Source organism: Pontimicrobium aquaticum (assembly GCF_005047595.1).
Lineage (GTDB): Bacteria > Bacteroidota > Bacteroidia > Flavobacteriales > Flavobacteriaceae > Pontimicrobium > Pontimicrobium aquaticum.
Genome location: NZ_SUPL01000007.1, coordinates 84,806 through 108,769, shown reverse-complemented (window position 1 = coordinate 108,769; position 23,964 = coordinate 84,806). Strand labels below are relative to the sequence as shown.

General features: G+C 32.0%; 25 protein-coding genes. 21 read left to right on the top strand and 4 right to left on the bottom strand.

Going from position 1 to position 23,964, the window contains the following annotated elements; genetic code table 11:
• Positions 1–26: 26 nt before the first annotated feature.
• The gene (tsaE, locus tag E5167_RS13070; protein ID WP_136844605.1) at positions 27–446 is read right to left on the bottom strand and encodes a tRNA (adenosine(37)-N6)-threonylcarbamoyltransferase complex ATPase subunit type 1 TsaE; all 420 of its coding nucleotides are present in this window, start codon (positions 444–446) and stop codon (positions 27–29) included.
• A 92-nt stretch (positions 447–538) separates the two neighbouring features.
• Positions 539–2,089 (bottom strand): T9SS response regulator signal transducer PorX, encoded by a 1,551-nt coding sequence (gene porX / locus E5167_RS13065; RefSeq protein ID WP_136844604.1) that lies wholly within the window; start codon positions 2,087–2,089, stop codon positions 539–541.
• A 35-nt stretch (positions 2,090–2,124) separates the two neighbouring features.
• Between porX and E5167_RS13060 the strand changes: the two genes are divergently transcribed.
• The 7 genes from E5167_RS13060 (at position 2,125) to sucD (ending at position 9,265) form a co-directional block, all read left to right on the top strand.
• Positions 2,125–3,354, top strand: a complete 1,230-nt coding sequence (locus tag E5167_RS13060; RefSeq protein ID WP_136844603.1) for an HD domain-containing protein — start codon at positions 2,125–2,127, stop codon at positions 3,352–3,354.
• 91 nt (positions 3,355–3,445) lie between these two features.
• Positions 3,446–4,474 carry a UDP-3-O-(3-hydroxymyristoyl)glucosamine N-acyltransferase gene (gene lpxD / locus E5167_RS13055; protein WP_136844602.1) on the top strand — a complete coding sequence of 343 codons (1,029 nt, stop codon included), beginning with the start codon at positions 3,446–3,448 and terminating at the stop codon, positions 4,472–4,474.
• Entirely contained in the window at positions 4,461–5,867 is a 1,407-nt protein-coding gene (locus E5167_RS13050; protein ID WP_136844601.1) for a bifunctional UDP-3-O-[3-hydroxymyristoyl] N-acetylglucosamine deacetylase/3-hydroxyacyl-ACP dehydratase, read from the top strand. Before lpxD ends, E5167_RS13050 begins: the two co-directional genes overlap by 14 nt.
• Before the next feature lie 2 nt (positions 5,868–5,869).
• Positions 5,870–6,655, top strand: a complete 786-nt coding sequence (gene lpxA / locus E5167_RS13045) for an acyl-ACP--UDP-N-acetylglucosamine O-acyltransferase (protein WP_136844600.1) — start codon at positions 5,870–5,872, stop codon at positions 6,653–6,655.
• Positions 6,656–6,710: 55 nt separating this feature from the next.
• Entirely contained in the window at positions 6,711–7,277 is a 567-nt protein-coding gene (gene efp, locus E5167_RS13040; protein ID WP_136844599.1) for an elongation factor P, read from the top strand.
• Between the two features lie 69 nt (positions 7,278–7,346).
• Positions 7,347–8,288 carry a UDP-3-O-(3-hydroxymyristoyl)glucosamine N-acyltransferase gene (locus E5167_RS13035; RefSeq protein WP_136844598.1) on the top strand — a complete coding sequence of 314 codons (942 nt, stop codon included), beginning with the start codon at positions 7,347–7,349 and terminating at the stop codon, positions 8,286–8,288.
• Between the two features lie 104 nt (positions 8,289–8,392).
• The gene (sucD, locus tag E5167_RS13030) at positions 8,393–9,265 is read left to right on the top strand and encodes a succinate--CoA ligase subunit alpha (RefSeq protein WP_136844597.1); all 873 of its coding nucleotides are present in this window, start codon (positions 8,393–8,395) and stop codon (positions 9,263–9,265) included.
• Between the two features lie 73 nt (positions 9,266–9,338).
• Here sucD and E5167_RS13025 read toward each other — a convergent pair whose 3' ends face one another.
• A complete protein-coding gene (locus E5167_RS13025; RefSeq protein ID WP_136844596.1) occupies positions 9,339–10,118 on the bottom strand; it encodes a hypothetical protein in 780 nt (259 codons plus the stop codon).
• Between the two features lie 193 nt (positions 10,119–10,311).
• On the opposite strand from E5167_RS13025, the gene fabG reads away from it, so the two are divergent.
• From fabG to hisIE, 13 genes are all read left to right on the top strand, one after another.
• The gene (fabG, locus tag E5167_RS13020; RefSeq protein ID WP_136844595.1) at positions 10,312–11,058 is read left to right on the top strand and encodes a 3-oxoacyl-[acyl-carrier-protein] reductase; all 747 of its coding nucleotides are present in this window, start codon (positions 10,312–10,314) and stop codon (positions 11,056–11,058) included.
• 16 nt (positions 11,059–11,074) lie between these two features.
• Positions 11,075–11,620 (top strand): hypothetical protein, encoded by a 546-nt coding sequence (locus tag E5167_RS13015; RefSeq protein WP_136844594.1) that lies wholly within the window; start codon positions 11,075–11,077, stop codon positions 11,618–11,620.
• Positions 11,620–13,650 carry a vWA domain-containing protein gene (locus E5167_RS13010; protein WP_136844593.1) on the top strand — a complete coding sequence of 677 codons (2,031 nt, stop codon included), beginning with the start codon at positions 11,620–11,622 and terminating at the stop codon, positions 13,648–13,650. Before E5167_RS13015 ends, E5167_RS13010 begins: the two co-directional genes overlap by 1 nt.
• Before the next feature lie 21 nt (positions 13,651–13,671).
• The gene (locus tag E5167_RS13005) at positions 13,672–14,487 is read left to right on the top strand and encodes a prohibitin family protein (protein WP_136844592.1); all 816 of its coding nucleotides are present in this window, start codon (positions 13,672–13,674) and stop codon (positions 14,485–14,487) included.
• Between the two features lie 252 nt (positions 14,488–14,739).
• Positions 14,740–15,597 carry an ATP phosphoribosyltransferase gene (hisG, locus tag E5167_RS13000; RefSeq protein ID WP_136844591.1) on the top strand — a complete coding sequence of 286 codons (858 nt, stop codon included), beginning with the start codon at positions 14,740–14,742 and terminating at the stop codon, positions 15,595–15,597.
• Positions 15,598–15,646: 49 nt separating this feature from the next.
• A complete protein-coding gene (gene hisD, locus E5167_RS12995) occupies positions 15,647–16,933 on the top strand; it encodes a histidinol dehydrogenase (protein WP_136844590.1) in 1,287 nt (428 codons plus the stop codon).
• Positions 16,930–17,964 carry a histidinol-phosphate transaminase gene (gene hisC / locus E5167_RS12990; protein ID WP_136844589.1) on the top strand — a complete coding sequence of 345 codons (1,035 nt, stop codon included), beginning with the start codon at positions 16,930–16,932 and terminating at the stop codon, positions 17,962–17,964. Before hisD ends, hisC begins: the two co-directional genes overlap by 4 nt.
• A 2-nt stretch (positions 17,965–17,966) precedes the next feature.
• Positions 17,967–19,100 (top strand): bifunctional histidinol-phosphatase/imidazoleglycerol-phosphate dehydratase HisB, encoded by a 1,134-nt coding sequence (gene hisB / locus E5167_RS12985; protein WP_136844588.1) that lies wholly within the window; start codon positions 17,967–17,969, stop codon positions 19,098–19,100.
• A complete protein-coding gene (hisH, locus tag E5167_RS12980) occupies positions 19,100–19,681 on the top strand; it encodes an imidazole glycerol phosphate synthase subunit HisH (protein WP_136844587.1) in 582 nt (193 codons plus the stop codon). The genes hisB and hisH overlap by 1 nt, the downstream gene beginning before the upstream one ends.
• Before the next feature lie 88 nt (positions 19,682–19,769).
• A complete protein-coding gene (locus tag E5167_RS12975) occupies positions 19,770–20,573 on the top strand; it encodes a 1-(5-phosphoribosyl)-5-[(5-phosphoribosylamino)methylideneamino]imidazole-4-carboxamide isomerase (protein ID WP_136844586.1) in 804 nt (267 codons plus the stop codon).
• A gap of 1 nt (position 20,574) precedes the next feature.
• Positions 20,575–21,330 carry an imidazole glycerol phosphate synthase subunit HisF gene (gene hisF / locus E5167_RS12970; RefSeq protein ID WP_136844585.1) on the top strand — a complete coding sequence of 252 codons (756 nt, stop codon included), beginning with the start codon at positions 20,575–20,577 and terminating at the stop codon, positions 21,328–21,330.
• Positions 21,327–21,680, top strand: a complete 354-nt coding sequence (locus E5167_RS12965; RefSeq protein ID WP_136844584.1) for a cyclic-phosphate processing receiver domain-containing protein — start codon at positions 21,327–21,329, stop codon at positions 21,678–21,680. The genes hisF and E5167_RS12965 overlap by 4 nt, the downstream gene beginning before the upstream one ends.
• Entirely contained in the window at positions 21,664–22,260 is a 597-nt protein-coding gene (hisIE, locus tag E5167_RS12960) for a bifunctional phosphoribosyl-AMP cyclohydrolase/phosphoribosyl-ATP diphosphatase HisIE (protein ID WP_136844583.1), read from the top strand. The genes E5167_RS12965 and hisIE overlap by 17 nt, the downstream gene beginning before the upstream one ends.
• A 15-nt stretch (positions 22,261–22,275) precedes the next feature.
• Here the strand turns inward: hisIE and E5167_RS12955 are convergent, their stop codons facing one another.
• Positions 22,276–23,094 carry a DUF1853 family protein gene (locus E5167_RS12955; RefSeq protein ID WP_136844582.1) on the bottom strand — a complete coding sequence of 273 codons (819 nt, stop codon included), beginning with the start codon at positions 23,092–23,094 and terminating at the stop codon, positions 22,276–22,278.
• Between the two features lie 74 nt (positions 23,095–23,168).
• Between E5167_RS12955 and E5167_RS12950 the strand changes: the two genes are divergently transcribed.
• The gene (locus tag E5167_RS12950) at positions 23,169–23,954 is read left to right on the top strand and encodes a tRNA pseudouridine synthase A (protein WP_136844581.1); all 786 of its coding nucleotides are present in this window, start codon (positions 23,169–23,171) and stop codon (positions 23,952–23,954) included.
• The last annotated feature ends 10 nt before the right edge of the window (positions 23,955–23,964 follow it).

Here is a 23,964-nt window from a genome sequence, read left to right as displayed (position 1 = left end):
TTTACAATTTTTTTTTAATTTATTTATTATTTCTTTCCAAAAACACCTAATTCTAATGTTCGGGAACCGTCATTATTCATTTTTATGTAAGAAATATCTGCTTCATTTGGCAAAATTCCTTCTATTTTTTCAGGCCATTCTATAAAATTCCAATGTCCTGAGTAAAAATAATCTTCAATACCTATATCTAATACCTCAGTTTCATCATTAATTCTATAAAAGTCAAAATGATACACAATATCATCATTAACCTTATATTCATTTACTATTGAAAATGTTGGACTAGAAGTTTCGTCAGTACCTCCAAGTGCTTTTACCAAAGCACTAATAAGTGTGGTCTTTCCAACTCCCATGTCTCCATAAAATAAAATGGTTTTATGCTTAGCGTTTGCTAACAACTCTTTAGCCACATTATCAATAGATTGAATGTCAAATATCGTTTTCAACTGCAAAATTTTTGTGCAATTATAGTGCTAATATAATAAAAATACAACATAAAACAGTATTTCATCGATGTTTTTTACTTTTTATGGATTTTTTAACGTGGATTTAATACTGCAAAAGGTATGATTACTTCTTCTAACGATACACCTCCATGTTGATACGTATTACGATAATAACTCACGTAATGGTTGTAATTATTAGGATATGCAAAAAAGAAATCACCTTTTGCAAAAATAAAGGAACTGCTCATTGTTAAGCTAGGTAAGTGAATATCTTTTGGATTAGTGACAGCATAAACTTCTTTGTCTTCATAGGTAAGACTACGACCTGTTTTATATCGTAAGTTTAAACTGGTATCCCTATCGCCAATAACTTTTGATGGGTTTTTAACATTAATAGTGCCATGATCTGTAGTGATTATTAATTTAAAGCCCATTTGTTGTGCTTGCTGAATAATTTCAAGAAGCGGGGAGTTTTTAAACCAGCTAACGGTTAATGACCTATAAGCTTTATCGTTTGATGCTAATTCCTTAACAACTTCCATTTCGGTTTTTGAGTGCGAAAGCATATCAACAAAATTGTAAACCACAACAGTTAAGTCATTATCTTTTTTAGATTTAAAATTTTCAACTAATTTTTTCCCTGCTTTTAAACTTGAAATTTTTGAATATTCACATTTTAGATGAGTTAGCCCTAAACGTTTTAACTGTGCTTGTAAAAACTCATTTTCAAACATGTTTTTGCCACCTTCGTCAGTATCGTTCTTCCAGTAATTAGGATGTAAACGTTCCATGTCGCTTGGCATTAATCCAGAAAAAATAGCATTTCTTGCATATTGCGTGGCTGTTGGTAGAATACTATAATAAGGTTTTTCGTATTCCTTTTTATAATAGTTTTGTATAATAGGCTCAAAAGCTTTCCATTGGTCGAAACGTAAATTATCTATTACAATAAACAATGTAGGCTGTTCTTTGCTTAGCTCTGGAACTACTTTTTCTCTAAAAAGTGTGTGCGACATGGTTGGAGCTCCACTGTTACCAAACCAATTTTGATAGTTTTTATCAATGAATTTTCCAAATTGTGTGTTTGCTTCACTTTTTTGTGACTCTAAAATTTCAAACATGGCTGGATCATCAATGTTCTCTAGTTCCATTTCCCAATAAATAAGCTTTTGATATAGGTTGGTCCATTCTTCAAAAGTATTGACCATAGATAAATCCATAGCAATCTTCCTAAACTCTTGTTGGTAATTTGAAGTCGTTTTTTCTGAAACTAATCGCGTGTGGTCTAAATTCTTTTTTAAGCTTAGTAGTATTTGATTAGGGTTTACAGGTTTAATCAGGTAATCTGCAATTTTACTTCCAATGGCTTCTTCCATAATATATTCCTCTTCACTTTTGGTAATCATTACTACAGGAATGTTAGCACGTTTTTCTTTTATTTCAGATAAGGTTTCTAACCCTGTAAGTCCTGGCATGTTTTCATCCAAAAAAACAATATCAAAATTTTGACTGTCAATTATTTCGATAGCTTCAGTTCCGCTTTGGCAAGTCGTTACATTGTAATTTTTCTTTTCTAAGAATAGTATATGTGGTTTAAGTAAATCTATTTCATCATCAACCCAAAGGATGTTTATGTTGCTCATATAATTATATTTGTATAACTTTTAAAAAAACAAGTTTGAACACAAAGAACAAACTCAAAATATTTAACGACCCAATTTACGGATTTATTACTATTCCTAATTCTTTAATTTTCGATTTAATTGAGCATAAATATTTCCAGCGCTTACGTCGAATTACACAAATGGGGTTATCGTATTTAGTATATCCTGGAGCGCATCACACACGTTTTCATCACGCTTTAGGAAGCATGTACTTAATGCAAAAAGCCATTAGAATACTTCGTTTTAAAGGAGTTACAATTTCTGAAGAAGAAGAAAATGCACTTTTAGTAGCCATTCTTTTGCATGATATTGGTCATGGGCCATTTAGCCATGCTATGGAGCATAGTATTGTAAATGGCATTTCTCATGAAGAAATTTCGGTACTTTTTATGGAAAAACTAAATGAAGAATTTAACGGAAGTTTAACGCTTGCTATTAAAATTTTTAAAGGCGATTATCATAGAAAGTTCTTGTATCAGCTAGTTTCTAGTCAGTTAGATATGGATAGAGCCGATTATTTAAAACGCGATAGCTTTTACACTGGAGTGGCTGAAGGTAATGTAAATAGCGAACGTTTAATAACCATGTTAAATGTAGTTGACGAAGAACTGGTTATTGAAGAAAAAGGCATTTACAGTATCGAAAAGTTTTTAACTGCACGCCGATTAATGTATTGGCAAGTCTATTTACATAAAACGGGATTGGCGGCTGAACAATTACTAATTAGAACCTTAAAAAGAGCTAATGAACTAATTAAATCAGGACATAATTTAACTGCCAGCAAACCTTTAATGTATTTTTTAAATAACGATATTACAAAAGATTTATTTACCGATGAAAGCTTAGAAATATTCTCTAAGCTAGATGATTATGATATTATTTCAGCTTTAAAAGAATGGCAAAATCATGAGGATTTTGTACTTAGTAACTTAAGCGAAATGATTGTAAATAGAGAGTTACTAAGCATTAAAATAAAAAACAAGCCAGTAAAAACCAATAAGCTTAATAAACATATAGAGAGTCTGAAAAACACTTATAATATTAGTACTAATGAAGCAGAATATTTTGTGTTTGGAGGAGAAATTTCTAACCAAGCTTATCAACGCAAATCCCAGCAAATAAATATTCTTTATAAAACAGGAAAAGTGGTTGAAGTTGCTAAGGCATCAGACTATTTAAACCTAAAAGCTTTAGCCAAACCAGTAACTAAGTATTATATATGTTACCCAAAGAGCAAACTTTAGTACATTTTTTATACTTTTGCGACAATTAAAACTAATTTCTTGACCTAATTTAAAAAGTACTTAATTAGTTAAACACAATAAACAAATTCGCGTGAAATTTACCGCATCACAAATAGCAGGGATTTTAGAAGGAGATGTTGTTGGAAATCCTGACATTGAAGTTTCTAAACTTGCAAAAATTGAAGAAGGTTCTGATGGAACTTTAACGTTTTTAGCTAACCCTAAATACACACAATTTATTTACGAGACTAAAGCCTCTATAACTATTGTTAATAAAGATTTTGAGCCAGAAGCCAAAATAACTACCACTTTAATAAAGGTTGATGATGCTTACAAAGCATTTTCAAAGTTATTAGAGTATTACAATCAAGTAAAAATGAATAAATCTGGAATTGAACAACCAACGTTTATTTCAGAAACAGCCAAATATGGTGATAATCTTTATCTAGGTGCTTTTTCTTACCTAGGAGACAATGTGTCAATTGGTAATAACGTAAAGATTTTTCCTGGTTGCTATATTGGTGATAATGTAACCATTGGAGATAATGTAGTTTTATTTTCTGGTGCAAAAATATATTCAGAAACAGTTATTGGTAGCCATTGTATTATAAATTCAGGCGTAATTATTGGTGCTGATGGCTTTGGCTTTGCACCAAATGAAAAAGGCGAATATAACAAAGTACCACAAACAGGTAATGTTATTTTAGAAGACTATGTAGATGTTGGTGCAGCTACCACAATTGATAGAGCAACTTTGGGATCAACAGTGATTAGGCGAGGAGTAAAACTTGATAATCAAATACAAATAGCTCACAATGTTGAGATAGGTAAAAATACCGTTATAGCAGCCCAAACAGGAATTGCAGGATCTACAAAAATAGGCGAAAATTGCCAAATAGGAGGTCAGGTAGGAATTGTTGGCCATATTACTATAGGTAATAATGTTAAGGTTCAAGCTCAATCTGGTATAACAAGAAATGTTAAAGACAATGAAGTGCTTCAAGGTTCACCTGCATTAACATATGGTGATTATAACAAATCTTACGTACACTTTAAAAATCTTCCAAAAATTGTTAAAGGATTAAACGAAATAGAAAAGAAATTAAATGACAGTAATTAGTACAGAAATTAAGCAAAAGACTATCTCTAAAGAAGTTTCGCTTACTGGAGTTGGATTACATACTGGTAAAAATGTTACATTAACCTTTAAACCAGCCGAAGCTAATAATGGCTATACTTTTAAACGAATAGATTTAGAAGGTAGTCCAATAATACAAGCAGATGCCAACTTTGTTACAAATACGCAGCGAGGTACATGTTTAGAAAAGAATGGTGTTACTATTCAAACCTGTGAACATGTTTTAGCTGCATTAGTTGGTTTACAAATTGATAATGTAATTATTGAATTAGATGCTTCTGAACCTCCAATAATGGATGGTTCTTCAAAGTTTTTTGTAGAGGCCTTAGAATCTGCCGAAAAAGTAGAGCAAAATGCTTTTATAGAAGAGTATGTGGTTAAAGAAGTTGTTTCATATATAGATGAAGAATCTGGTAGCGAAATTACAGTAATTCCTGCTGATACTTATCAAGTTACCACAATGGTCGATTTTGGAACTAAAGTTCTTGGCACACAAAATGCAACGCTAACTAATATTTCAAAATTTAAAAATGAAATTTCAGACTCCAGGACATTTAGTTTTTTACATGAATTAGAAATGCTTCTAGAAAATGGATTAATTAAAGGTGGAGATTTAAACAATGCCATTGTATATGTAGATAAAGAGTTATCTCCAGAAACAATGGAACGTCTTAAAAAAGCATTTAAAAAAGATAATATATCAGTAAAACCAAATGGTATTCTTGACAACTTAACGTTGCATCACCCAAATGAAGCAGCAAGGCATAAATTACTAGATGTTATTGGAGATTTAGCTCTCATTGGAACAAAAATTAGAGGTAAAGTTATAGCTAACAAACCAGGACATTTTGTAAACACGCAGTTTGCAAAAAAAATGGCAAAAATAATTAAGATTGAAAAACGAAATAACGTTCCTAATATTGATTTAAACCAAGAGCCGTTAATGGATATTAATCAAATTATGAACATGCTACCGCATAGGCAACCGTTTTTATTGCTAGATAAGGTCTTTGAATTATCAAAATCACACGTTATTGGCACAAAAAATGTCACAATGAACGAAGGTTTCTTTGCTGGTCATTTTCCAGGAGCACCAGTAATGCCAGGAGTTTTAATTGTTGAAGCTATGGCACAAACAGGTGGTATTTTAGTATTGAGTACAGTGCCAGATCCAGAAAACTATTTAACGTTCTTTATGAAAATGGATAATGTTAAGTTTAAACAAAAAGTAGTACCTGGAGACACCCTTATTTTTAAATGCTCTTTAATATCACCAATTAGAAGAGGTATTTGTCATATGCAAGGTTACGCATATGCAAATGGAAAACTATGTGCAGAAGCTGAATTAATGGCTCAAATAACCAAAGTTAAATAATTATGAATCAACCACTTGCTTACGTTCACCCAGGAGCAAAAATTGCTAAAAATGTTGTTATTGAGCCATTTACAACCATCCACAATAATGTCGTTATTGGAGAGGGAACTTGGATTGGTTCAAATGTTACCATAATGGAAGGTGCTCGAATTGGAAAAAATTGCAGTATTTTTCCTGGTGCTGTTATTTCTGCTGTTCCTCAAGACTTAAAATATGACGATGAAGATACTACGGTTGAAATTGGAGATAACGTGACTATTAGAGAATGTGTTACTATAAATCGTGGTACAACCGATAAAATGAAAACAGTTATTGGTAATAATTGCCTTATTATGGCATATTGCCATATTGCTCACGATTGTGTTGTTGGAAATAATTGTATTTTTTCAAATAATAGCACTTTAGCTGGTCATATAACCGTTGGAGATTATGTTGTTTTAGCTGGCATGACAGCTGTTCACCAGTTTTGCTCTATTGGTAATCATGCCTTTGTAACAGGAGGTTCTTTGGTTAGAAAAGACGTACCACCATTTGTAAAAGCCGCACGTGAGCCATTATCTTATGTTGGCATAAACTCTGTAGGGTTGCGTCGTAGAGGCTTCTCTTCTGAAAAAATTAGAGAAATACAAAACATATATCGTTTGCTATATCAGCAAAACTACAACAATACTCAAGCTTCAGAAATTATTGAAGCAGAAATGGAGGCTACTCCAGAACGTGATGAAATCCTTCAATTTATTAAGAATTCGCATCGTGGAATAATGAAAGGATATTTTAAATCAAATTAAAATTATTTAGAGTAAGCAAATCAACAATTAAACGAATTAACAACTAAACATTAATATGGCAAGTACTTCAGATATTAGAAACGGATTATGCATTAGATATAATCACGACATATATAAAATTATAGAATTTTTACACGTAAAACCTGGAAAAGGACCTGCCTTTGTGCGTACCAAATTAAAAAGTGTTACAACAGGAAAAGTAATTGATAATACCTTTTCAGCAGGACATAAAATTGACGATGTAAGAGTTGAAACTCATAAATTTCAATTCCTATATCATGATGGCGAATTTTATCATTTCATGAATGAGGCAGATTATACGCAAATTCGTTTATTGGAAGCAGCTTTAGATAGACCAGATTTAATGAAAGAAGGTGAAGTGGTAACAATTTTAATAAATACTGAAGACAACATGCCTTTATCTGTAGAAATGCCTGCAAGTGTTGTTTTAGAAGTTACTCATACGGAACCAGGTGTTAAAGGAAATACAGCTACCAACGCTACTAAACCAGCAACAGTTGAAACTGGTGCAGAAGTAAATGTACCGCTCTTTATTAATGAAGGTGATAAAATTAAAATTGAAACAGCAAAAGGAACTTATAAAGAACGTGTTAAAGAATAAAACTCAGCTAGTCAGTCACGGTCTGAGTAGACAGACTGTAAACTGTTACTGAAAACTGCAAACTGTGCAATGAAATTTCCTAAAGCATATACTCTAAAAGAAATAGCATCAATTATTGATAGTAAATATGTTGGCGATGAAGATTTTCCAGTTTTTGGCATGAATGAAATTCACGTGGTCACTCCAGGTGATATTGTTTTTGTTGATCATCCTAAATACTACGATAAAGCATTACAATCAGCAGCTACCATAGTCTTAATTAATAAAGATGTAGCTTGTCCAGAAGGAAAAGCCCTTTTAGTTTCTGAAGATCCTTTTAGAGATTTTAATAAATTAACGCAGTATTTTAAGCCTTTTCAATCTTCTAATAGTGCTATTTCAAATACAGCTGTAATAGGCAAAAATACTACTATTCAACCTAATTGTTTTATTGGTAATAATGTAGTCATTGGCGATAATTGCACTATTCATCCTAATGTCAGTATTTACGATGATACAATTATTGGAAACAATGTTACAATCCATTCTGCAACAGTTTTAGGAGCCAATGCCTTTTATTATAAAAAACGACCTGATGGCTACGATAGATTGTTGTCTGGTGGTAGAGTAGTTATTGAAGACTTTGTCGATATAGGTGCAGCTTGCACTATAGACAGAGGCGTGACAGCCGATACAAGAATTGGTAAAGGATCTAAACTTGATAATCAAATACAAATAGGGCATGATACAATTATTGGCGAAAATTGCTTGATAGCATCCCAAACTGGTATTGCTGGTTGCGTTGTCGTAGAAGACAATGTAATAATTTGGGGGCAAGTTGGAGTAAAAAGTGGTATAACAATAGCAAAAGGTACTGAGCTTTATGCACAATCTGGACTAGGACATTCCACAGATGAAAACAAGGCGTATTTTGGTTCTCCTGCATCAGAAGCTAGAGAAAAATTTAAGGAAATGGCTTATGTTAGAAAAATTCCTGAGATTCTAGAAAAACTTAAAAACAAAAAAGTTTAGACAGATTTTTATTTTCACGAAAATTAAAGACCAAAACACTTTAAAAATTAGTTTCAAAAAATTACTTTTGCCACGTCTTAGTTAAATTAAAAAACAAAACACAAATGAGCGTTTTAGTAAATAAAGATTCAAAAATTATTGTTCAAGGATTTACAGGAAGTGAAGGTACATTTCATGCTTCACAAATGATTGAATATGGAACCAATGTTGTTGGAGGAGTAACTCCAGGAAAAGGTGGTCAAACTCATCTTGACAAACCTGTTTTTAACACTGTTGAAGAAGCTGTAAAACAAGTTGGAGCCGATACAACTATAATTTTTGTACCACCTGCGTTTGCAGCCGATGCAATTATGGAAGCTGCCGATGCTGGAATAAAAGTAATTATTACAATAACTGAAGGTATTCCTGTAGCTGATATGATTAAAGCTGCAGATTATATAAAAGATAGAAATTGTCGTTTGGTTGGTCCTAATTGCCCTGGTGTAATTACACCAGAAGAAGCTAAAGTAGGAATCATGCCTGGGTTTGTATTTAAAAAAGGAAATGTTGGTATTGTTTCTAAATCAGGAACATTAACTTATGAAGCGGCTGACCAAGTTGTTAAACAAGGTCTTGGAATTACGACAGCTATTGGTATTGGAGGAGATCCAATTATTGGAACGACTACTAAAGAAGCTGTTGAAATGCTAATTAATGACCCAGAGACAAAAGCAGTAGTAATGATAGGCGAAATAGGCGGACAACTTGAAGCTGATGCTGCCAATTGGTATAAAGCTAGTGGAAGTAAAAAACCAGTTGTTGGTTTTATAGCTGGTGAAACTGCGCCTGCAGGTCGTACTATGGGGCACGCTGGTGCAATTGTTGGTGGAAGTGATGATACTGCTCAAGCAAAAAAGAAAATTATGAGAGCATGTGGAATTCACGTAGTGGATTCGCCTGCCGAAATTGGAAAAAAAGTTGCCGAAGTAATGGCTTAATAAAACTATTTAAGATAAAAAAAGCGAAGTCCATAACAGACTTCGCTTTTTTTATTGAAGATTATTAAATAATCTAATCGTCAGACAATTCAATATAATCTTTAATCTTATTTTTTAATTGTTCTGCTAGTGCATTATTTCCATCGTTATCGCTAGGACTAATTTCTATAATACCATTAGCATTTCCATCTGCAGCCTGAGATAGATCCACTCCAGTAATACTATTAAATACATTTGTTAAATCAAAATTAATAGTTAAATCCGTTCCGTTGTTATTAATAGTAAGATCGTATTCTGGGTTATCAAAATCTATTTCCACCTCGTCTTCAAAATCATGCCAGTACTCAAAAGGCGTTGCATCAATGGTTCCCTTAATTAAAATAGACTTGTTAAACAAATCACTATTAGCATCCGTACTTTTATCAAACTTAAATTCAATTTCTTCATACACACCATTAGGTAGATTAACAGAAACTATTGAAAACTGATTTGACATAAGATCTAATTCAAAAGGTCCAGTTAGCTCAATTTCATCTTCATAATCAAAATACCCATCATCATCCCAAAGTTCATCGTCATTATCATCATCATGATCACTTTCAATATCCAATTCCAACTCAAACTCTTTAATATTTAATAGAAAATCGGTAATAACAATATCAGAATTACCACCAGTAGTCCTAGATGCACTACCAGAAGATCCTGGAATATTTGCTGTACTTGAGCTAACATTTAATGTTAATTGACCATGACCATTCATATCATCCTCATCTTTTGTACAGCTAAGAGTAAGAAGGATAACAAACAGTAATAAAATACTAAAGTTTTTGTAAGTAAGTTTTAAATTTTTCATAGAATTTGTAGATTTAAATTTATTTATAATACATATGATTTATTATATAACAAGAAACTATAAAATACTCCTACCTTTTTATTCATCTTTTTTCTACTTTATTTTTATTCAAAAGGTTAATTTTTGATAATTATTACTCAAATACCTTATATTTGATTTTAATCTAACACTACTTTCAAAAAGATTTAAAAACATGAAATTATTACAAGGAAAAACTGCCATTATAACTGGAGCCAGTAGAGGAATAGGAAAAGGAATTGCTCAAGTGTTTGCAGCACAAGGAGCTAATGTAGCTTTTACATACAGCTCTTCTGTTGAAGCTGCTCAAGAATTAGAAAAAGAATTAAACACTTTAGGTATTAAAGCAAAAGGATATAAAAGTAATGCTGCTAGTTTTTCTGAAGCTCAAGAGCTAGCTGATGAGGTACTTAAAGAGTTTGGAAGTATTGATGTGTTGGTTAACAACGCTGGAATTACAAAAGATAATTTATTAATGAGAATGGGAGAGGAAGATTTTGATAAAGTTATTGAAGTAAACCTTAAATCTGTATTTAATATGACCAAAGCTGTACAGCGTACTATGCTAAAACAGCGCAAAGGGTCAATTATTAACATGAGTTCTGTAGTTGGTGTTAAAGGAAATGCAGGACAAACTAATTATGCTGCATCTAAAGCAGGAATTATTGGGTTTTCAAAGTCTGTAGCTTTAGAACTAGGATCTAGAAATATTAGAAGTAACGTTATTGCACCTGGGTTTATTGAAACAGAAATGACAGCTAAATTAGATGAAGACACCGTTAAAGGGTGGCGAGCTGCTATTCCTCTAAAGCGAGGAGGAACACCTGAAGACATTGCTAATGCATGCGTGTTTTTAGCAAGTGATTTATCGGCTTATGTAACTGGACAAACACTAAATGTTGATGGTGGAATGCTCACTTAAGCTAATACCCAAAAATATGAAAAGCCTATTCTTTATTATTGCTCTATTTTTTGTATCTATAGAGGTTACTTCTCAAAGTAGCTGGCTAGACTTTAAATCGGTTGAATTTGCTTTTAGAGCTGAATTCCCTAAGGAGCCTACAAAATCAGTTCAAAACGTACCAACTGCTGTAGGAGATATTGATATGCATATGTTTATGCTTCAATCTACAAGCAATGATGATAACAATGTTATTTATTCAGTTATTAGATCAGATTATCCAGAGGAACAATTTGAGGATGCTGATGATGAATATAATAACACGGTTTTAGATGGTGCTGTTAATGGAGCAGTTACAAATGTTAAAGGCGAACTAGTTTTTGATAATAAAATTACGTTTAATGGATATCCTGGGAGGAGTATTAAAATAAATATCGATCAAGCTTATATTTACATGAATGCTTATTTAATTGAGAATACCATATATATAACTCAGGTGATATGCATGAAACAAAAAGATAAAAATGAAGATATCAATCGCTTTTTAGATTCATTTGATATTATAAAAGTAAAAGGTGACTAGTGTCAGGAAGCACACTTATATATATAATTTTAGCTGGAATAACAGCGCTTTTATTAGCGCTGTTTCAGTATATATATAAATCTAAAAAGCGAAAATTAAATCCAATATTTTCATTTTTACGATTTATTACAATTTTTAGTGTTCTATTATTACTTATCAATCCAAAATTCGAAAAACTAACACTGTATAATGAAAAACCCAATCTTGTTGTGGTTGTTGATGATTCAAAATCTATAATACATTTAGACCAAGACGAGAAAACTAACGAATTATTACAATCACTATCCAATAATCAAGATTTAAGTAATAAGTTTAATTTAGATTTTTACACTTTTGGGTCAGAGTTTAAAAAACTTGACTCGTTGTCGTTTAATCAAACACAAACAAACTATACTTCCGTATTTAGTAGTTTACAGCAAATCTATAAAGAGTCTAGTTCGCCAATAATTTTGATTACAGATGGAAATCAAACTTTTGGAAGAGATTTTGAGTTTTCAGCAAAGCAGTACAAACAGCCTGTGTTCTCTGTTATTTTGGGTGATACCATAACTTATTCCGATTTAAAAATCCAGCAACTTAACGTTAATAAATATGCTTATTTAAAAAACAAGTTTCCTGTTGAAGTGATTGCGGTTTATAATGGAAACACACCTGTTAGTTCGCAATTAACAATTAAAAGAAATAATGCTACTGTATATTCAACAAATTTGCAGTTTTCAAAAATTAATAATTCACATACACTAAATATTACTTTACCTTCCGATAAAGTTGGCATTAACAGTTATACAGTATCTCTTTCTCCTTTAGCCACCGAAAAAAACACAGTTAATAACTCAAAGCCTTTTGCTCTCGAAGTAATTGATCAAAAAACAAACGTTGCCATAGTAACTAGCATATCACATCCTGATATTGGAACTTTAAAAAAGTCTATTGAAAGTAACGAGCAGCGTAGTGCATACGTAATGTCTCCATTAGAGTATATTAATGACAAAGACAATTACCAAATGGTAGTTTTGTATCAACCAAATAGTGTATTTAAACCTGTTTTTGAATCGTTAGATAGTGATGGTAAAAACCGCTTTATAATTGGAGGTATTAATACCGATTGGAACTTTTTAAATAGTATTCAAGATGTTTTTAAGCAAAGTATAACGAATCAAGAAGAAAGCTTTCAAGCAATCTATAATCAAAATTTTGCAACCTTCTTAAAAGGTGATTTAAATTTTGATAATTTACCACCTTTAGAATCTGAATTTGGTAGTGTTGCCTTTAACATTCCAGCAGAAACATTATTGTTCAAGAGCATAAATAATAATTTAGTTAATGAAGCTTTATTGGCTACTTACGAAAATGTTGGCCAACGAGGAGTCGTACTCTTTGGAGAAGGCATTTGGCGTTGGCGATCTCAAAGTTTTTTAGATACAAATTCGTTTAATCAATTTGACGACTTTATTGGAAAAATTGTGCAGTATGTAGCCTCAAACAAACGCAGAAATAGACTAACAGTTAATTATGAATCATTCTATAATGGAAGTGACAACATTAAAATTACAGCCCAATTTTTTAATAAAAATTACGAATTTGATGCAGCTGCTACTTTAGAAATTGTGGTAAAAAATCTTGAAACTAATAATGTTACTACAATTCCTTTCGTACTACAACAAAATAGTTATCAAGTAAATTTAAATAATTTTCCTCCTAACGATTACAATTTTACAGTACGTGCTAACAATGGAGAAGTTACTCTTTCTGGACACACCAAGATTTTAGATTATAATGTTGAAGAACAGTTTTTAAACGCCAATACAATTAAGCTTCAACGAATTGCACAAAACAGCAGTGGTAAAAGTTATTTTATTGCAAATACTTCAGAAATTGTAAATGATTTAATTACAGATTCCAGATTTGCCACTATCCAAAAAAGCAATAAAAATGTTGTACCTTTGATAGACTTTAAAATCCTCTTAGTGCTTATAATTTTAAGCCTAACGATAGAGTGGTTTTTAAGAAAATATAACGGACTTATTTAATAATATTAACAACAAAATAACATGGAAAAATTACCAAAGATTGGATTACCAATCATTATAGGGCTTATAATAGTAATCATTCTTTTAGCAAAATCTGCAGTAACCATAGAATCCGGTGAGGCTGGAGTACTTTTTAAAACCTTTGGAGAAGGAGTAGTGGTTGATGAACCACCAATGGGAGAAGGGTTTCATATTGTTGCTCCTTGGAATAAAGTTTTTGTTTATGAGGTTAGACAACAAGAAGTTTTAGAAAAAATGAATGTGCTATCGTCTAACGGATTAGATATAAAACTGGAAGCTTCAGTGTGGTTCCAACCAGATATCACAAACTTGGGGAAATTGCATCAAGAAAAAAGTGAAATGTACAAAGAACGTGTATTGCTACCAGCAATTCGTTCGGCAGCCAGAAGTGTTGTAGGGCGATATACACCTGAGCAATTATATTCTAGTAAGCGTGACGCCATTCAACAAGAAATTTTTGAAGAAACAAAAAATATTGTTGAAGACCAATACGTGCAATTAAACGAAGTGTTAGTCCGAGATGTAACCTTGCCACCAACTATAAAAGATGCTATCGAACGTAAATTAAAGCAGGAGCAAGAGAGTTTGGAATATGAATTTAGATTAATTACAGCCGATAAAGAAGCACAAAAACAAATTATTGAGGCACAAGGTAAAGCAGATGCAAACCGTATTTTAAGTGCATCACTTACAGATAAAATTCTTCAAGACAAAGGAATTGAAGCAACTATTAAATTGGCAGAATCACCTAACAGCAAAGTGATTGTGATTGGCTCAGGTGATAGTGGAATGCCAATTATTTTAGGAAATCAATAAGGTTTGTAAAAAAATAATGAAGATAACTTGGAATTCTAATATTTTATTCTGAATCTTTGTTGAGACAAAAAACAAAATGAATTTTATTCAATTACATCATCATCATTTTCATACTTGCACTCAAGCGAGCTGAAAATGTATTGAATAAAACCAAAATATTTTTAAACCGTTTGAGTAAATCAAACGGTTTTTTATTTCAATCACATTGAAATTCTACCAAAAAGATTTACTCAAACACATAAAAAAACAAAAATGAGTAAATTAAAAATTGCTGTTCAAAAATCAGGAAGACTTAACGAAGACTCTATGAGGCTTCTAAAAGACATTGGTATTTCTATTGATAATGGAAAAGACCAACTTAAGGCTTCAGCTAACAATTTCCCTTTAGAAGTCTTTTACTTGCGTAATGGTGATATACCACAATACTTAAGAGATGGTGTGGTAGATGCAGCCATTATAGGTAAAAATGTATTAATTGAAAAAGGAAATGATATACAATTTGTTGAAAAGCTAGGCTTTTCTAAATGTCGCGTTAGTATTGCTCTTCCTAAATCTGATAAATACAATAGCATAGAGGACTTAGAAGACAAGCGCATTGCGACGTCTTACCCAAATACAGTGAACCAATTCCTCAAGAAAAATAATGTAAAAGCAGATTTGCATATTATTAATGGCTCAGTTGAAATTGCTCCAAATATTGGACTTGCTGATGCCATTGTGGATATTGTGTCAAGTGGAAGCACACTCTTTAAAAACAATTTGGTTGAGAAAGAAGTCATCTTAAATTCTGAAGCTGTTTTAGCAGTATCTCCCTTAATTTCTGCTGAAAACCAAGAGATTTTAAATAAAATTCAGTTCAGAATTCAATCGGTTTTAAAAGGTAGAGCATCAAAATATGTATTGTTAAATGCTCCTAATGATAAATTAGATGACATCATTAAAGTGTTGCCAGGAATGAAAAGTCCAACGGTTTTGCCATTAGCCGAAAAAGGATGGAGCTCAGTGCACACAGTCATAAATAAAAATCAATTCTGGGAAATTATTGATGAGCTAAAGTTAAAAGGCGCTCAAGGCATATTAGTTTGTCCAATCGAAAAAATGGTGCTATAACACGATAATTGTCACACTGAGCGTAGTCGAAGTGTCTAAAAACCTAAAAATGAAAACAATAGTAAACCCGAAAAAAGAAGATTGGTCAGCATTACTTCAAAGACCAACTCAATCTATTGAAGATATTGAGAATACAGTCAATCAAATATTTCAAGATGTGCAGCAACATGGAGATTTTGCAGTTGCTAAATACACTTCAATATTTGATGGCGTTGAACTTGATGATTGTATTGTTTCAGAAGAAGAAATAAATAAGGCATCAAATAGTGTTTCAATAGAATTAAAAAATGCTATAAAAAAAGCAAAGCTAAATATAGAAACGTTTCATAAAGCTCAAAAAACAGCTAAAGTAGAAATTGAAACAGCAAGAGGTGTTTTATGCTGGCAAGAAAAGAGACCTATTGAAAAAATTGGTTTGTATATACCTGGAGGTACAGCACCTTTATTTTCAACAGTTTTGATGCTTGCTGTTCCAGCTCAAATTGCTGGATGTAAAGAAATTATTTTATGTTCACCACCAAATAAAGAGGGTGCGATTGCTAAAGAAATTTTATATACAGCACAGTTATGTGGTGTAACAAAAATTGTGAAAGCTGGAGGTATTCAAGCGATTGCTGGATTAACCTTTGGAACAGATGCTATTCCTAAGGTATATAAAATATTCGGGCCAGGAAATCAGTTTGTTACTGTTGCTAAACAGCTGTCAACCAAATATGGTGTAGCCATAGATATGCCTGCTGGACCTAGCGAATTGTTGGTTGTTGCAGATGATTCTGCTAACGCTACTTATGTAGCTTCTGATTTGTTAAGTCAAGCTGAACATGGTACAGATAGTCAAGTTATTTTGGTTTCTGATTCAAAAAATCTCATTAAAAAAGTTGAAGATGAAATTGAAAATCAACTTCAATATCTTCCAAGAAAAGATATTGCACAAAAAGCATTGCAAAATTCAAAGGCATTCTTAATCGAAAATGTCGAGGAAGCTTTAGAGTTAATTAATGATTATGGTCCAGAACATTTAATTATTTCAACAATGAACAATACTTTTTTTGTAGATAACATCATAAATGCTGGTTCAGTATTTATTGGAAATTATACACCTGAAAGTGCTGGCGATTACGCTTCAGGAACCAATCATACCTTACCAACTAATGGGTTTTCAAAAGCATATTCGGGTGTGAATTTGGATAGTTTCACAAAGAGTATAACATTTCAAAAAATTAATAAAGAAGGATTATTAAACATAGGAGAAACTATTGAGTTAATGGCAGAAGCTGAAGGCTTACAAGCACATAAAAATGCCGTTTCAATCAGATTAAAAGATTTAAAGAAATGAATATTCAAGATTTCATAAGAGATAATATTAAAGCATTAAAGCCTTATTCTTCAGCAAGAGATGACTATAAAGATGCAACTACAAATATGGTGTTTCTTGATGCTAATGAAAACCCTTTTAATAATGGTGTTAATCGTTATCCTGATCCACAACAAAGCAGCCTAAAAACCATTTTAGCAAAACAAAAAGGGGTATCAAAAGAAAATATTTTGCTTGGGAATGGAAGTGACGAAGTTTTAGACTTAATTTTCAGAGCATTTTGTGAACCAAATAGAGACAATGTAATCACATTACCACCAACCTATGGCATGTATGAAGTGTTAGCTAATGTTAATGCAATAGACATTATTAAAGTAAATTTATCAGAAATATTTCAACCTAAGGTTGATGAAGTTCTAAGTTCTGCAAATCAGAATTCAAAGATTCTATTTTTATGTTCGCCTAACAATCCAAGTGGTAATAATTTTAATCCAAAAGATGTTGAAACATTACTAAATAAATTCAACGGTATTGTCGTAATTGATGAAGCTTATATAGATTTCTCTGAGCAAAGAAGTTGGTTAAACAGGTTAGAAGAATTTCCAAATCTAATTGTGACTCAAACCTTATCAAAAGCTTATGGAATGGCAGGAATACGATTGGGTATATGCTATGCCTCCAAAGAAATTGTTTCAATTTTAAATAAAATAAAACCTCCATATAACGTTAACGAATTAACTCAACAAAGAGCTTTAAAACGGTTATCCAAACCTAGTGAAGTTGAAACAGAAATAAAGACAATTTTAGAACAACGCAACTTTATTAATTCAGAATTAAAAACCATACCATTTATTGAGCAAATTTATCCATCAGATGCTAATTTTGTATTGGTAAAAGTTGATGATGCCACAAAAAGATATAACGAATTAATAAATAAGGGAATAGTCGTTAGAAACAGAACCAATCAACCAGGTTGCGAAAATTGTCTACGATTTACCATTGGTTCTCAAATAGAAAATAAAAAACTAATTGAAGCTTTAAAGACAATATAATTATGAAACGAGTACTATTTATAGACAGAGACGGAACTTTAATAAAAGAGCCAGCTGATGAACAAATTGATTCTTTTGATAAACTTATTTTCTATCCAAAAGTGTTTCAATACATGAGTAAAATATGCAAGGAATTGGATTTTGAAATCGTGATGATTACTAATCAAGATGGTTTAGGTACAGAAGTTTACCCAGAAAACATCTTTTGGCCAGTTCATAATTTTGTTATAGATACATTTAAAAGCGAAGGTGTGGTTTTTGAAGAACAATTTATTGATAAAACGTTTGCAAAAGACAATGAGCCAACAAGAAAACCAAATACTGGTTTGTTGACCAAATACTTTTCAGAGGATTATGATTTAGAAAATTCTTTTGTGATAGGAGACCGTTTAACAGATATCGAATTGGCAAAAAATCTAAATGCAAAAGGGATTTATATTAATGATAATACAAATCTTGGTACCAATGAAATAACAGTCAAACGTGAAGAGTTGGATAGCTTTATAGCTCTTGAAACCAATGATTGGGAAGACATCTATAAATTCTTAAAAGCTAAAGAACGAACAGGAACTATTACACGAAATACTAATGAAACCAAAATAGAGATCTCGCTAAATCTTGATGGCACTGGAAAAAGCAACATTGATACAGGAATTGCCTTTTTTGATCATATGTTAGATCAAATTGCACGTCATGGGCAAATGGATTTAGATATAAATGTTGATGGCGATTTAGAAATTGACGAACACCACACCATTGAAGACACTGCCATTGCTTTAGGTGAATTGTTTAATCAGGTTTTAGGCGATAAATTAGGTATTGAACGTTACGGATTTTGCTTACCAATGGACGATTGTTTAGCGCAAGTAGCTATTGATTTTGGTGGACGTAACTGGTTGGTTTGGGAAACAGAATTTAAACGTGAAATGATAGGAAAAATGCCAACTGAAATGTTTATGCATTTCTTTAAATCGTTTACAGATGGAGCCAAATGTAATTTAAACATTAAAGCTGAAGGCACCAATGAACACCATAAAATAGAAGCCATTTTTAAAGCGTTTGCAAAAGCAATTAAAATGGCAGTCAAACGTGATTTAGAGAAAATGATTTTGCCATCAACCAAAGGTATGCTATAATGAAAATTGCAATAATAGATTATGGAGCAGGTAATATTAAAAGCATTCAATTTGCTTTTAAGCGTTTGGGTTATGAGGCCTTATTAACGAATAATGCAGACATCATAAAACAAGCTGACAAAGTTATTTTTCCAGGAGTAGGAGAAGCTGGTCATGCTATAAAAATGCTTAAAGCATCTGGATTGGATCAACTAATACCAACGTTAAAGCAACCTGTGCTTGGCATCTGTTTGGGTATGCAACTCATGTGTCAACATACAGAAGAAAGTAATACTAAAGGTTTAGGCATTTTTAATGTTGATGTTAAAAAGTTTACCCATGCTGTTAAAGTGCCTCAAATGGGCTGGAATACCATTTCAAATTTAAAATCCAGTTTGTTTAAAGATATTTTAGAGGGTGAGTATATGTATTTGGTGCATAGTTATTATGCTGAACAATGTGAGGAAGCTATTGCTACAACGCACTATGAAGTTGATTATGCTTCGGCATTGCAAAAAGACAACTTTTATGGTGTTCAATTTCACCCAGAGAAAAGCAGTAGTGCAGGAGAACAATTATTAAAAAATTTTATTAAAATGTAAAAACTTGGTTTGTCATTCCTGCAAAGGCAGGAATCCACATCAATAAATTATTAATTAAAAAAGATTCCTGCCTTCGCAGGAAATAGATATGAGAATAATACCAGCAATAGATATCATAGAAGGAAAGTGTGTAAGGCTTACCAAAGGAGATTATAACACAAAAAAAGTGTATAATGAAAATCCTTTAGAAGTTGCAAAGCTATTTGAAGATTCAGGAATTGAGTTTTTGCACGTAGTTGACTTAGATGGTGCTAAAGCGAGTCATATAGTTAACTATAAAGTTTTAGAGCAAGTAACAACTAAAACAAATTTAAAGGTAGATTTTGGAGGAGGCTTAAAGTCAAATGAAGACTTGAAAATTGCTTTTGAATCTGGTGCAAATCAAATAACTGGAGGTAGTATTGCAGTTAAGAACCCTGAAGTGTTTAATTCTTGGATTGAAACTTATGGTTCTGATAAAATAATTCTTGGTGCAGATTGCAATAATGAAAAAATTGCAATTTCTGGTTGGCAAGAAGAAAGTAGTTTAGAGGTTATTCCATTTATAAAAAACTATCAATCTAAGGGCATCAAATATGTGATTTGTACAGATATTTCTAAAGATGGCATGCTTGAAGGGCCTTCGTTTAGTTTATATAGAAGAATTTTGAATGAATGTAATGTCATTTCGACAGAGCAAAGCGACGAGAAATTTCGTTATAAGGAAAAAGACCTTTCGACTACGCTCAAGGTGACAAACAAAATTAAACTCATAGCTTCTGGAGGCATTTCAACTTATAATGAATTACCAAAGCTCAAAGAATTGGGTTGCGAAGGCGTCATTATAGGGAAAGCAATCTATGAAAACCGAATCAGTTTAAAACAATTAGAACAATTTATATTAAGCAACTAACATGCTAGCAAAACGTATCATACCATGTCTGGATATTAAAAACGGAAGAACTGTTAAAGGTGTCAATTTCGTAAATTTAATTGATGCAGGTGACCCTGTTGAATTAGCTAAACAATATGCCATAGAAGGTGCAGACGAACTTGTGTTTTTAGACATCTCAGCGACACTTGAAGGAAGAGCAACAACTCTAGAAATGGTTTTGCGAGTTGCTGAGCAGGTAAATATTCCTTTTACAGTTGGAGGTGGTATTTCATCTGTTGAAGATGTTGATGCATTATTAAAACATGGTGCAGACAAAATATCGATTAACTCGTCAGCAGTTAAACATCCTGATTTAATTAATGAGTTATCAAATAAATTTGGATCTCAGTGTATTGTTGTAGCTATTGATGCCAAACAAATTGACAATGATTGGTTTGTTCATTTAGCTGGAGGAACTATTCCTACTGAAATTCGATTATTTGATTGGGCTAAGGAAGTGGAGCAACGTGGCGCTGGAGAGATTCTATTTACATCTATGAATCATGATGGTACCAAAAATGGTTTTGCTAATGAGGCTTTATCAAAGTTATCGAACACAGTTAATATTCCTATTATAGCCTCTGGAGGTGCAGGGACGAAGCAACATTTTGTGGATGTCTTTACTGAGGGTAAAACTGATGCTGCCTTGGCAGCAAGTGTGTTTCATTTTGGTGAGATCCCAATTAAAGAACTAAAAGAAGAATTAAGAAATAATAATATAGAAGTAAGACTATGAAAAAACTATTTTTAGATGATATAAGAACTATAGAAATGGTTTATGATAAATCCCAAGAGTCGGAGTTTGATATTGTAAGAACTTATGATGCTTTCATTAATTATATTAAGAAAAATGGTCTGCCAGAATTCATAAGTTTTGATAATGATTTGGGTTTAGATAATAGAGGAGAGATCGCACCTGATGGTTATGCTGCTGCTAAATGGTTGGTATATGAATCAGGATTAGATTTAAGAAACTTACAATTTAAAGTACATTCAGCAAATCCAGTCGCTGCAGAACAAATAAGAGGATTATTAAATAACTATATAAGTTATATAAATAAAAAAGATAATGGAAATAAAATATAATTCAGAAGGACTCATTCCAGCAATCATCCAAGATGCAGAAACCAAAACGGTACTTATGCTTGGTTATATGAATGCTGAAGCATTAGAGCAAACAATAGACTCAAAAAGAGTCACTTTTTTTAGTAGAAGCAAGCAACGATTATGGATGAAAGGTGAAGAAAGTGGTAATTTTTTAGATCTTATATCCATAAAAAACGACTGTGACAATGATACACTTTTAATAAAAGTGAATCCTCAAGGACCAACATGTCATAAAGGAACTGATACCTGTTGGAATGAAGCAAACAAACAAAATTTTGGTTTCATCTCTAAATTAGAAAACACGATTGAAGACCGAATAAAAAATGCTGATTCTAAAAAATCATATGTTGCTTCGTTATTTGAGAAAGGAATTAATAAAGTGGCTCAAAAAGTAGGAGAGGAGGCAGTAGAAGTGGTTATTGAAGCTAAGGATAATAATGATAATCTGTTTTTAAATGAAAGCGCCGATTTACTATTTCACTATTTGATCTTACTGCAAGCAAAAGGTTTTACTTTAAAAGATATAGTGAAAGTTCTTGAAGAAAGACACAAAAGTTAAACATGCTTAAACACGCTATGCGTGCCACCAAACAAAAAATAGTTTTTCTATCTCACCAGAAGGGTGTTTTACCCAAACCATAGGTGAAAATTCACGTGTAAAATAGGTGTTTATTTTATGCCTAAAAGTATTAAAGTTAGCCCAGTTTACATTTGGGTGCGGTACTATCAGCCAATCTTTTTTTGTTGGTATGTAAAATTTACAAGTTGAAAACTGTTCTATTTCGTATTTATAGATATAAAATCCGCTAATACAATTTTGATTTAAAGTTTCCAGTTGCATTTCTTTTTTTACATATGGAATAAATAATTGAGCTTTAAAATATACTTGTTGTTCAATTTCTGATACATTTAAATCCAGGGTTTTTAAATACGATTCGCATTCTTTAGAGTAGAGCAGCGGTAACTGTTTATGCCTCAATTTGCTTAGTTTTTCTACTAAAGCATCTTTTCTATTGGGCCCTATAAAATGCTCTATTTCAGTATTGCCAACTAACACATCGTACAAATAAAACTTATAAACAACCTCTAAATGTATTGGCTTTTTATCTTTAACAAGTAAGCAATCTATTTCGCCTAATGTTACATTATCTCTTTTAATTTGTATGTTTTCTGCAAGCATTTGTGTAGTTTTTTCATGCTGCAATTGAAAAGAAACAAAGCGCTCAATATATTTTCCTAGACGTAATTTTGTATCAATTTGCGAATTTATTGGTAAAGATTTTTGGGTAATACTAAACTGATGTAAATCATAAACAGCACTATTACCCCACAAACTAGGTGTTTGCAAAAATCCATCAAAATGTCGTTGAATTTGTTTTGTAGTTAGTGTCATTTGTTAATTCGAAAATACAAATCTATTTCCTAATTCTTTTGTACATTCAATTTTTAAAGACTCAATTTTTTCAAATGTTTATAAAGAAGTATTTCTATCTCATAAAATTCCAGTATTTAGGCTATCGGTTTCATGGTTGGCAAAAGCAACCTAAGGTAAAAACCATTCATTTAATGATTGATAGAACGTTTAAGTACATTCTTGAAGACAGCTATTTTAAAACATTGGCTGCTGGACGTACCGATGCTATGGTGTCTGCTAATGAAGCTGCTTTTGAATTGTTTCTGCATCATAAAATTGAAGATGAAACTGAGTTTTTAAACTTGTTCAACAAGAACTTGCCTCAAGATATTAGGGCTTTATCAATACAACAAGTCACTGAAGATTTTAATATTATTCAAAGCTCTAAAACAAAGGAGTATATATACCTATTCACTTATGGAGAAAAATGCCATCCGTTTTGTGCCTCAATAATGACAACCATTTTAGACAATTTAGATATTGAACTTATGAAAAAGGGAGCAACATTATTTCAAGGTAAACATAATTTTAAAACCTACTGCTATAAGGCTACAAATGAAGGTATATATAATAGAACTTTAGAAGTTTGTGAACTTACAGAAAACACGTTATATACTGCCAATTTTTTTCCTGATAAAACATATACTTTAAGAGTTGTAGGTAAAGGTTTTGGAAGAAATCAAATACGATTAATGATGGGTGCGCTTATTAAACTTGGTCGAGGCGAAATAACGTTGAACTATATTGAAAAAAGCTTATTATCCGAAAGTAATGAAGTAATGGATTATATTGCTCCAGCTTCAGGATTAATACTCAATAAAATCAAATTTGAAGAGTAGTTTGCTTTTT

Bases quoted from the DNA above. Each gene is read 5' to 3' on its own strand.
- E5167_RS12965 (WP_136844584.1), top strand. From the start codon at position 21,327: ATGAAAAAACTATTTTTAGATGATATAAGAACTATAGAAATGGTTTAT.
- E5167_RS12950 (WP_136844581.1), top strand. From the start codon at position 23,169: ATGTTTATAAAGAAGTATTTCTATCTCATAAAATTCCAGTATTTAGGC.
- hisD (WP_136844590.1), top strand. From the start codon at position 15,647: ATGAAAACAATAGTAAACCCGAAAAAAGAAGATTGGTCAGCATTACTT.
- E5167_RS13035 (WP_136844598.1), top strand. From the start codon at position 7,347: ATGAAATTTCCTAAAGCATATACTCTAAAAGAAATAGCATCAATTATT.
- hisH (WP_136844587.1), top strand. From the start codon at position 19,100: ATGAAAATTGCAATAATAGATTATGGAGCAGGTAATATTAAAAGCATT.
- hisIE (WP_136844583.1), top strand. From the start codon at position 21,664: ATGGAAATAAAATATAATTCAGAAGGACTCATTCCAGCAATCATCCAA.
- hisC (WP_136844589.1), top strand. From the start codon at position 16,930: ATGAATATTCAAGATTTCATAAGAGATAATATTAAAGCATTAAAGCCT.
- hisB (WP_136844588.1), top strand. From the start codon at position 17,967: ATGAAACGAGTACTATTTATAGACAGAGACGGAACTTTAATAAAAGAG.
- efp (WP_136844599.1), top strand. From the start codon at position 6,711: ATGGCAAGTACTTCAGATATTAGAAACGGATTATGCATTAGATATAAT.
- E5167_RS13025 (WP_136844596.1), bottom strand. From the start codon at position 10,118: ATGAAAAATTTAAAACTTACTTACAAAAACTTTAGTATTTTATTACTG.
- E5167_RS13005 (WP_136844592.1), top strand. From the start codon at position 13,672: ATGGAAAAATTACCAAAGATTGGATTACCAATCATTATAGGGCTTATA.
- E5167_RS13015 (WP_136844594.1), top strand. From the start codon at position 11,075: ATGAAAAGCCTATTCTTTATTATTGCTCTATTTTTTGTATCTATAGAG.
- sucD (WP_136844597.1), top strand. From the start codon at position 8,393: ATGAGCGTTTTAGTAAATAAAGATTCAAAAATTATTGTTCAAGGATTT.
- hisG (WP_136844591.1), top strand. From the start codon at position 14,740: ATGAGTAAATTAAAAATTGCTGTTCAAAAATCAGGAAGACTTAACGAA.
- E5167_RS12955 (WP_136844582.1), bottom strand. From the start codon at position 23,094: ATGACACTAACTACAAAACAAATTCAACGACATTTTGATGGATTTTTG.
- porX (WP_136844604.1), bottom strand. From the start codon at position 2,089: ATGAGCAACATAAACATCCTTTGGGTTGATGATGAAATAGATTTACTT.
- E5167_RS13050 (WP_136844601.1), top strand. From the start codon at position 4,461: ATGACAGTAATTAGTACAGAAATTAAGCAAAAGACTATCTCTAAAGAA.
- fabG (WP_136844595.1), top strand. From the start codon at position 10,312: ATGAAATTATTACAAGGAAAAACTGCCATTATAACTGGAGCCAGTAGA.
- lpxA (WP_136844600.1), top strand. From the start codon at position 5,870: ATGAATCAACCACTTGCTTACGTTCACCCAGGAGCAAAAATTGCTAAA.
- hisF (WP_136844585.1), top strand. From the start codon at position 20,575: ATGCTAGCAAAACGTATCATACCATGTCTGGATATTAAAAACGGAAGA.
- E5167_RS12975 (WP_136844586.1), top strand. From the start codon at position 19,770: ATGAGAATAATACCAGCAATAGATATCATAGAAGGAAAGTGTGTAAGG.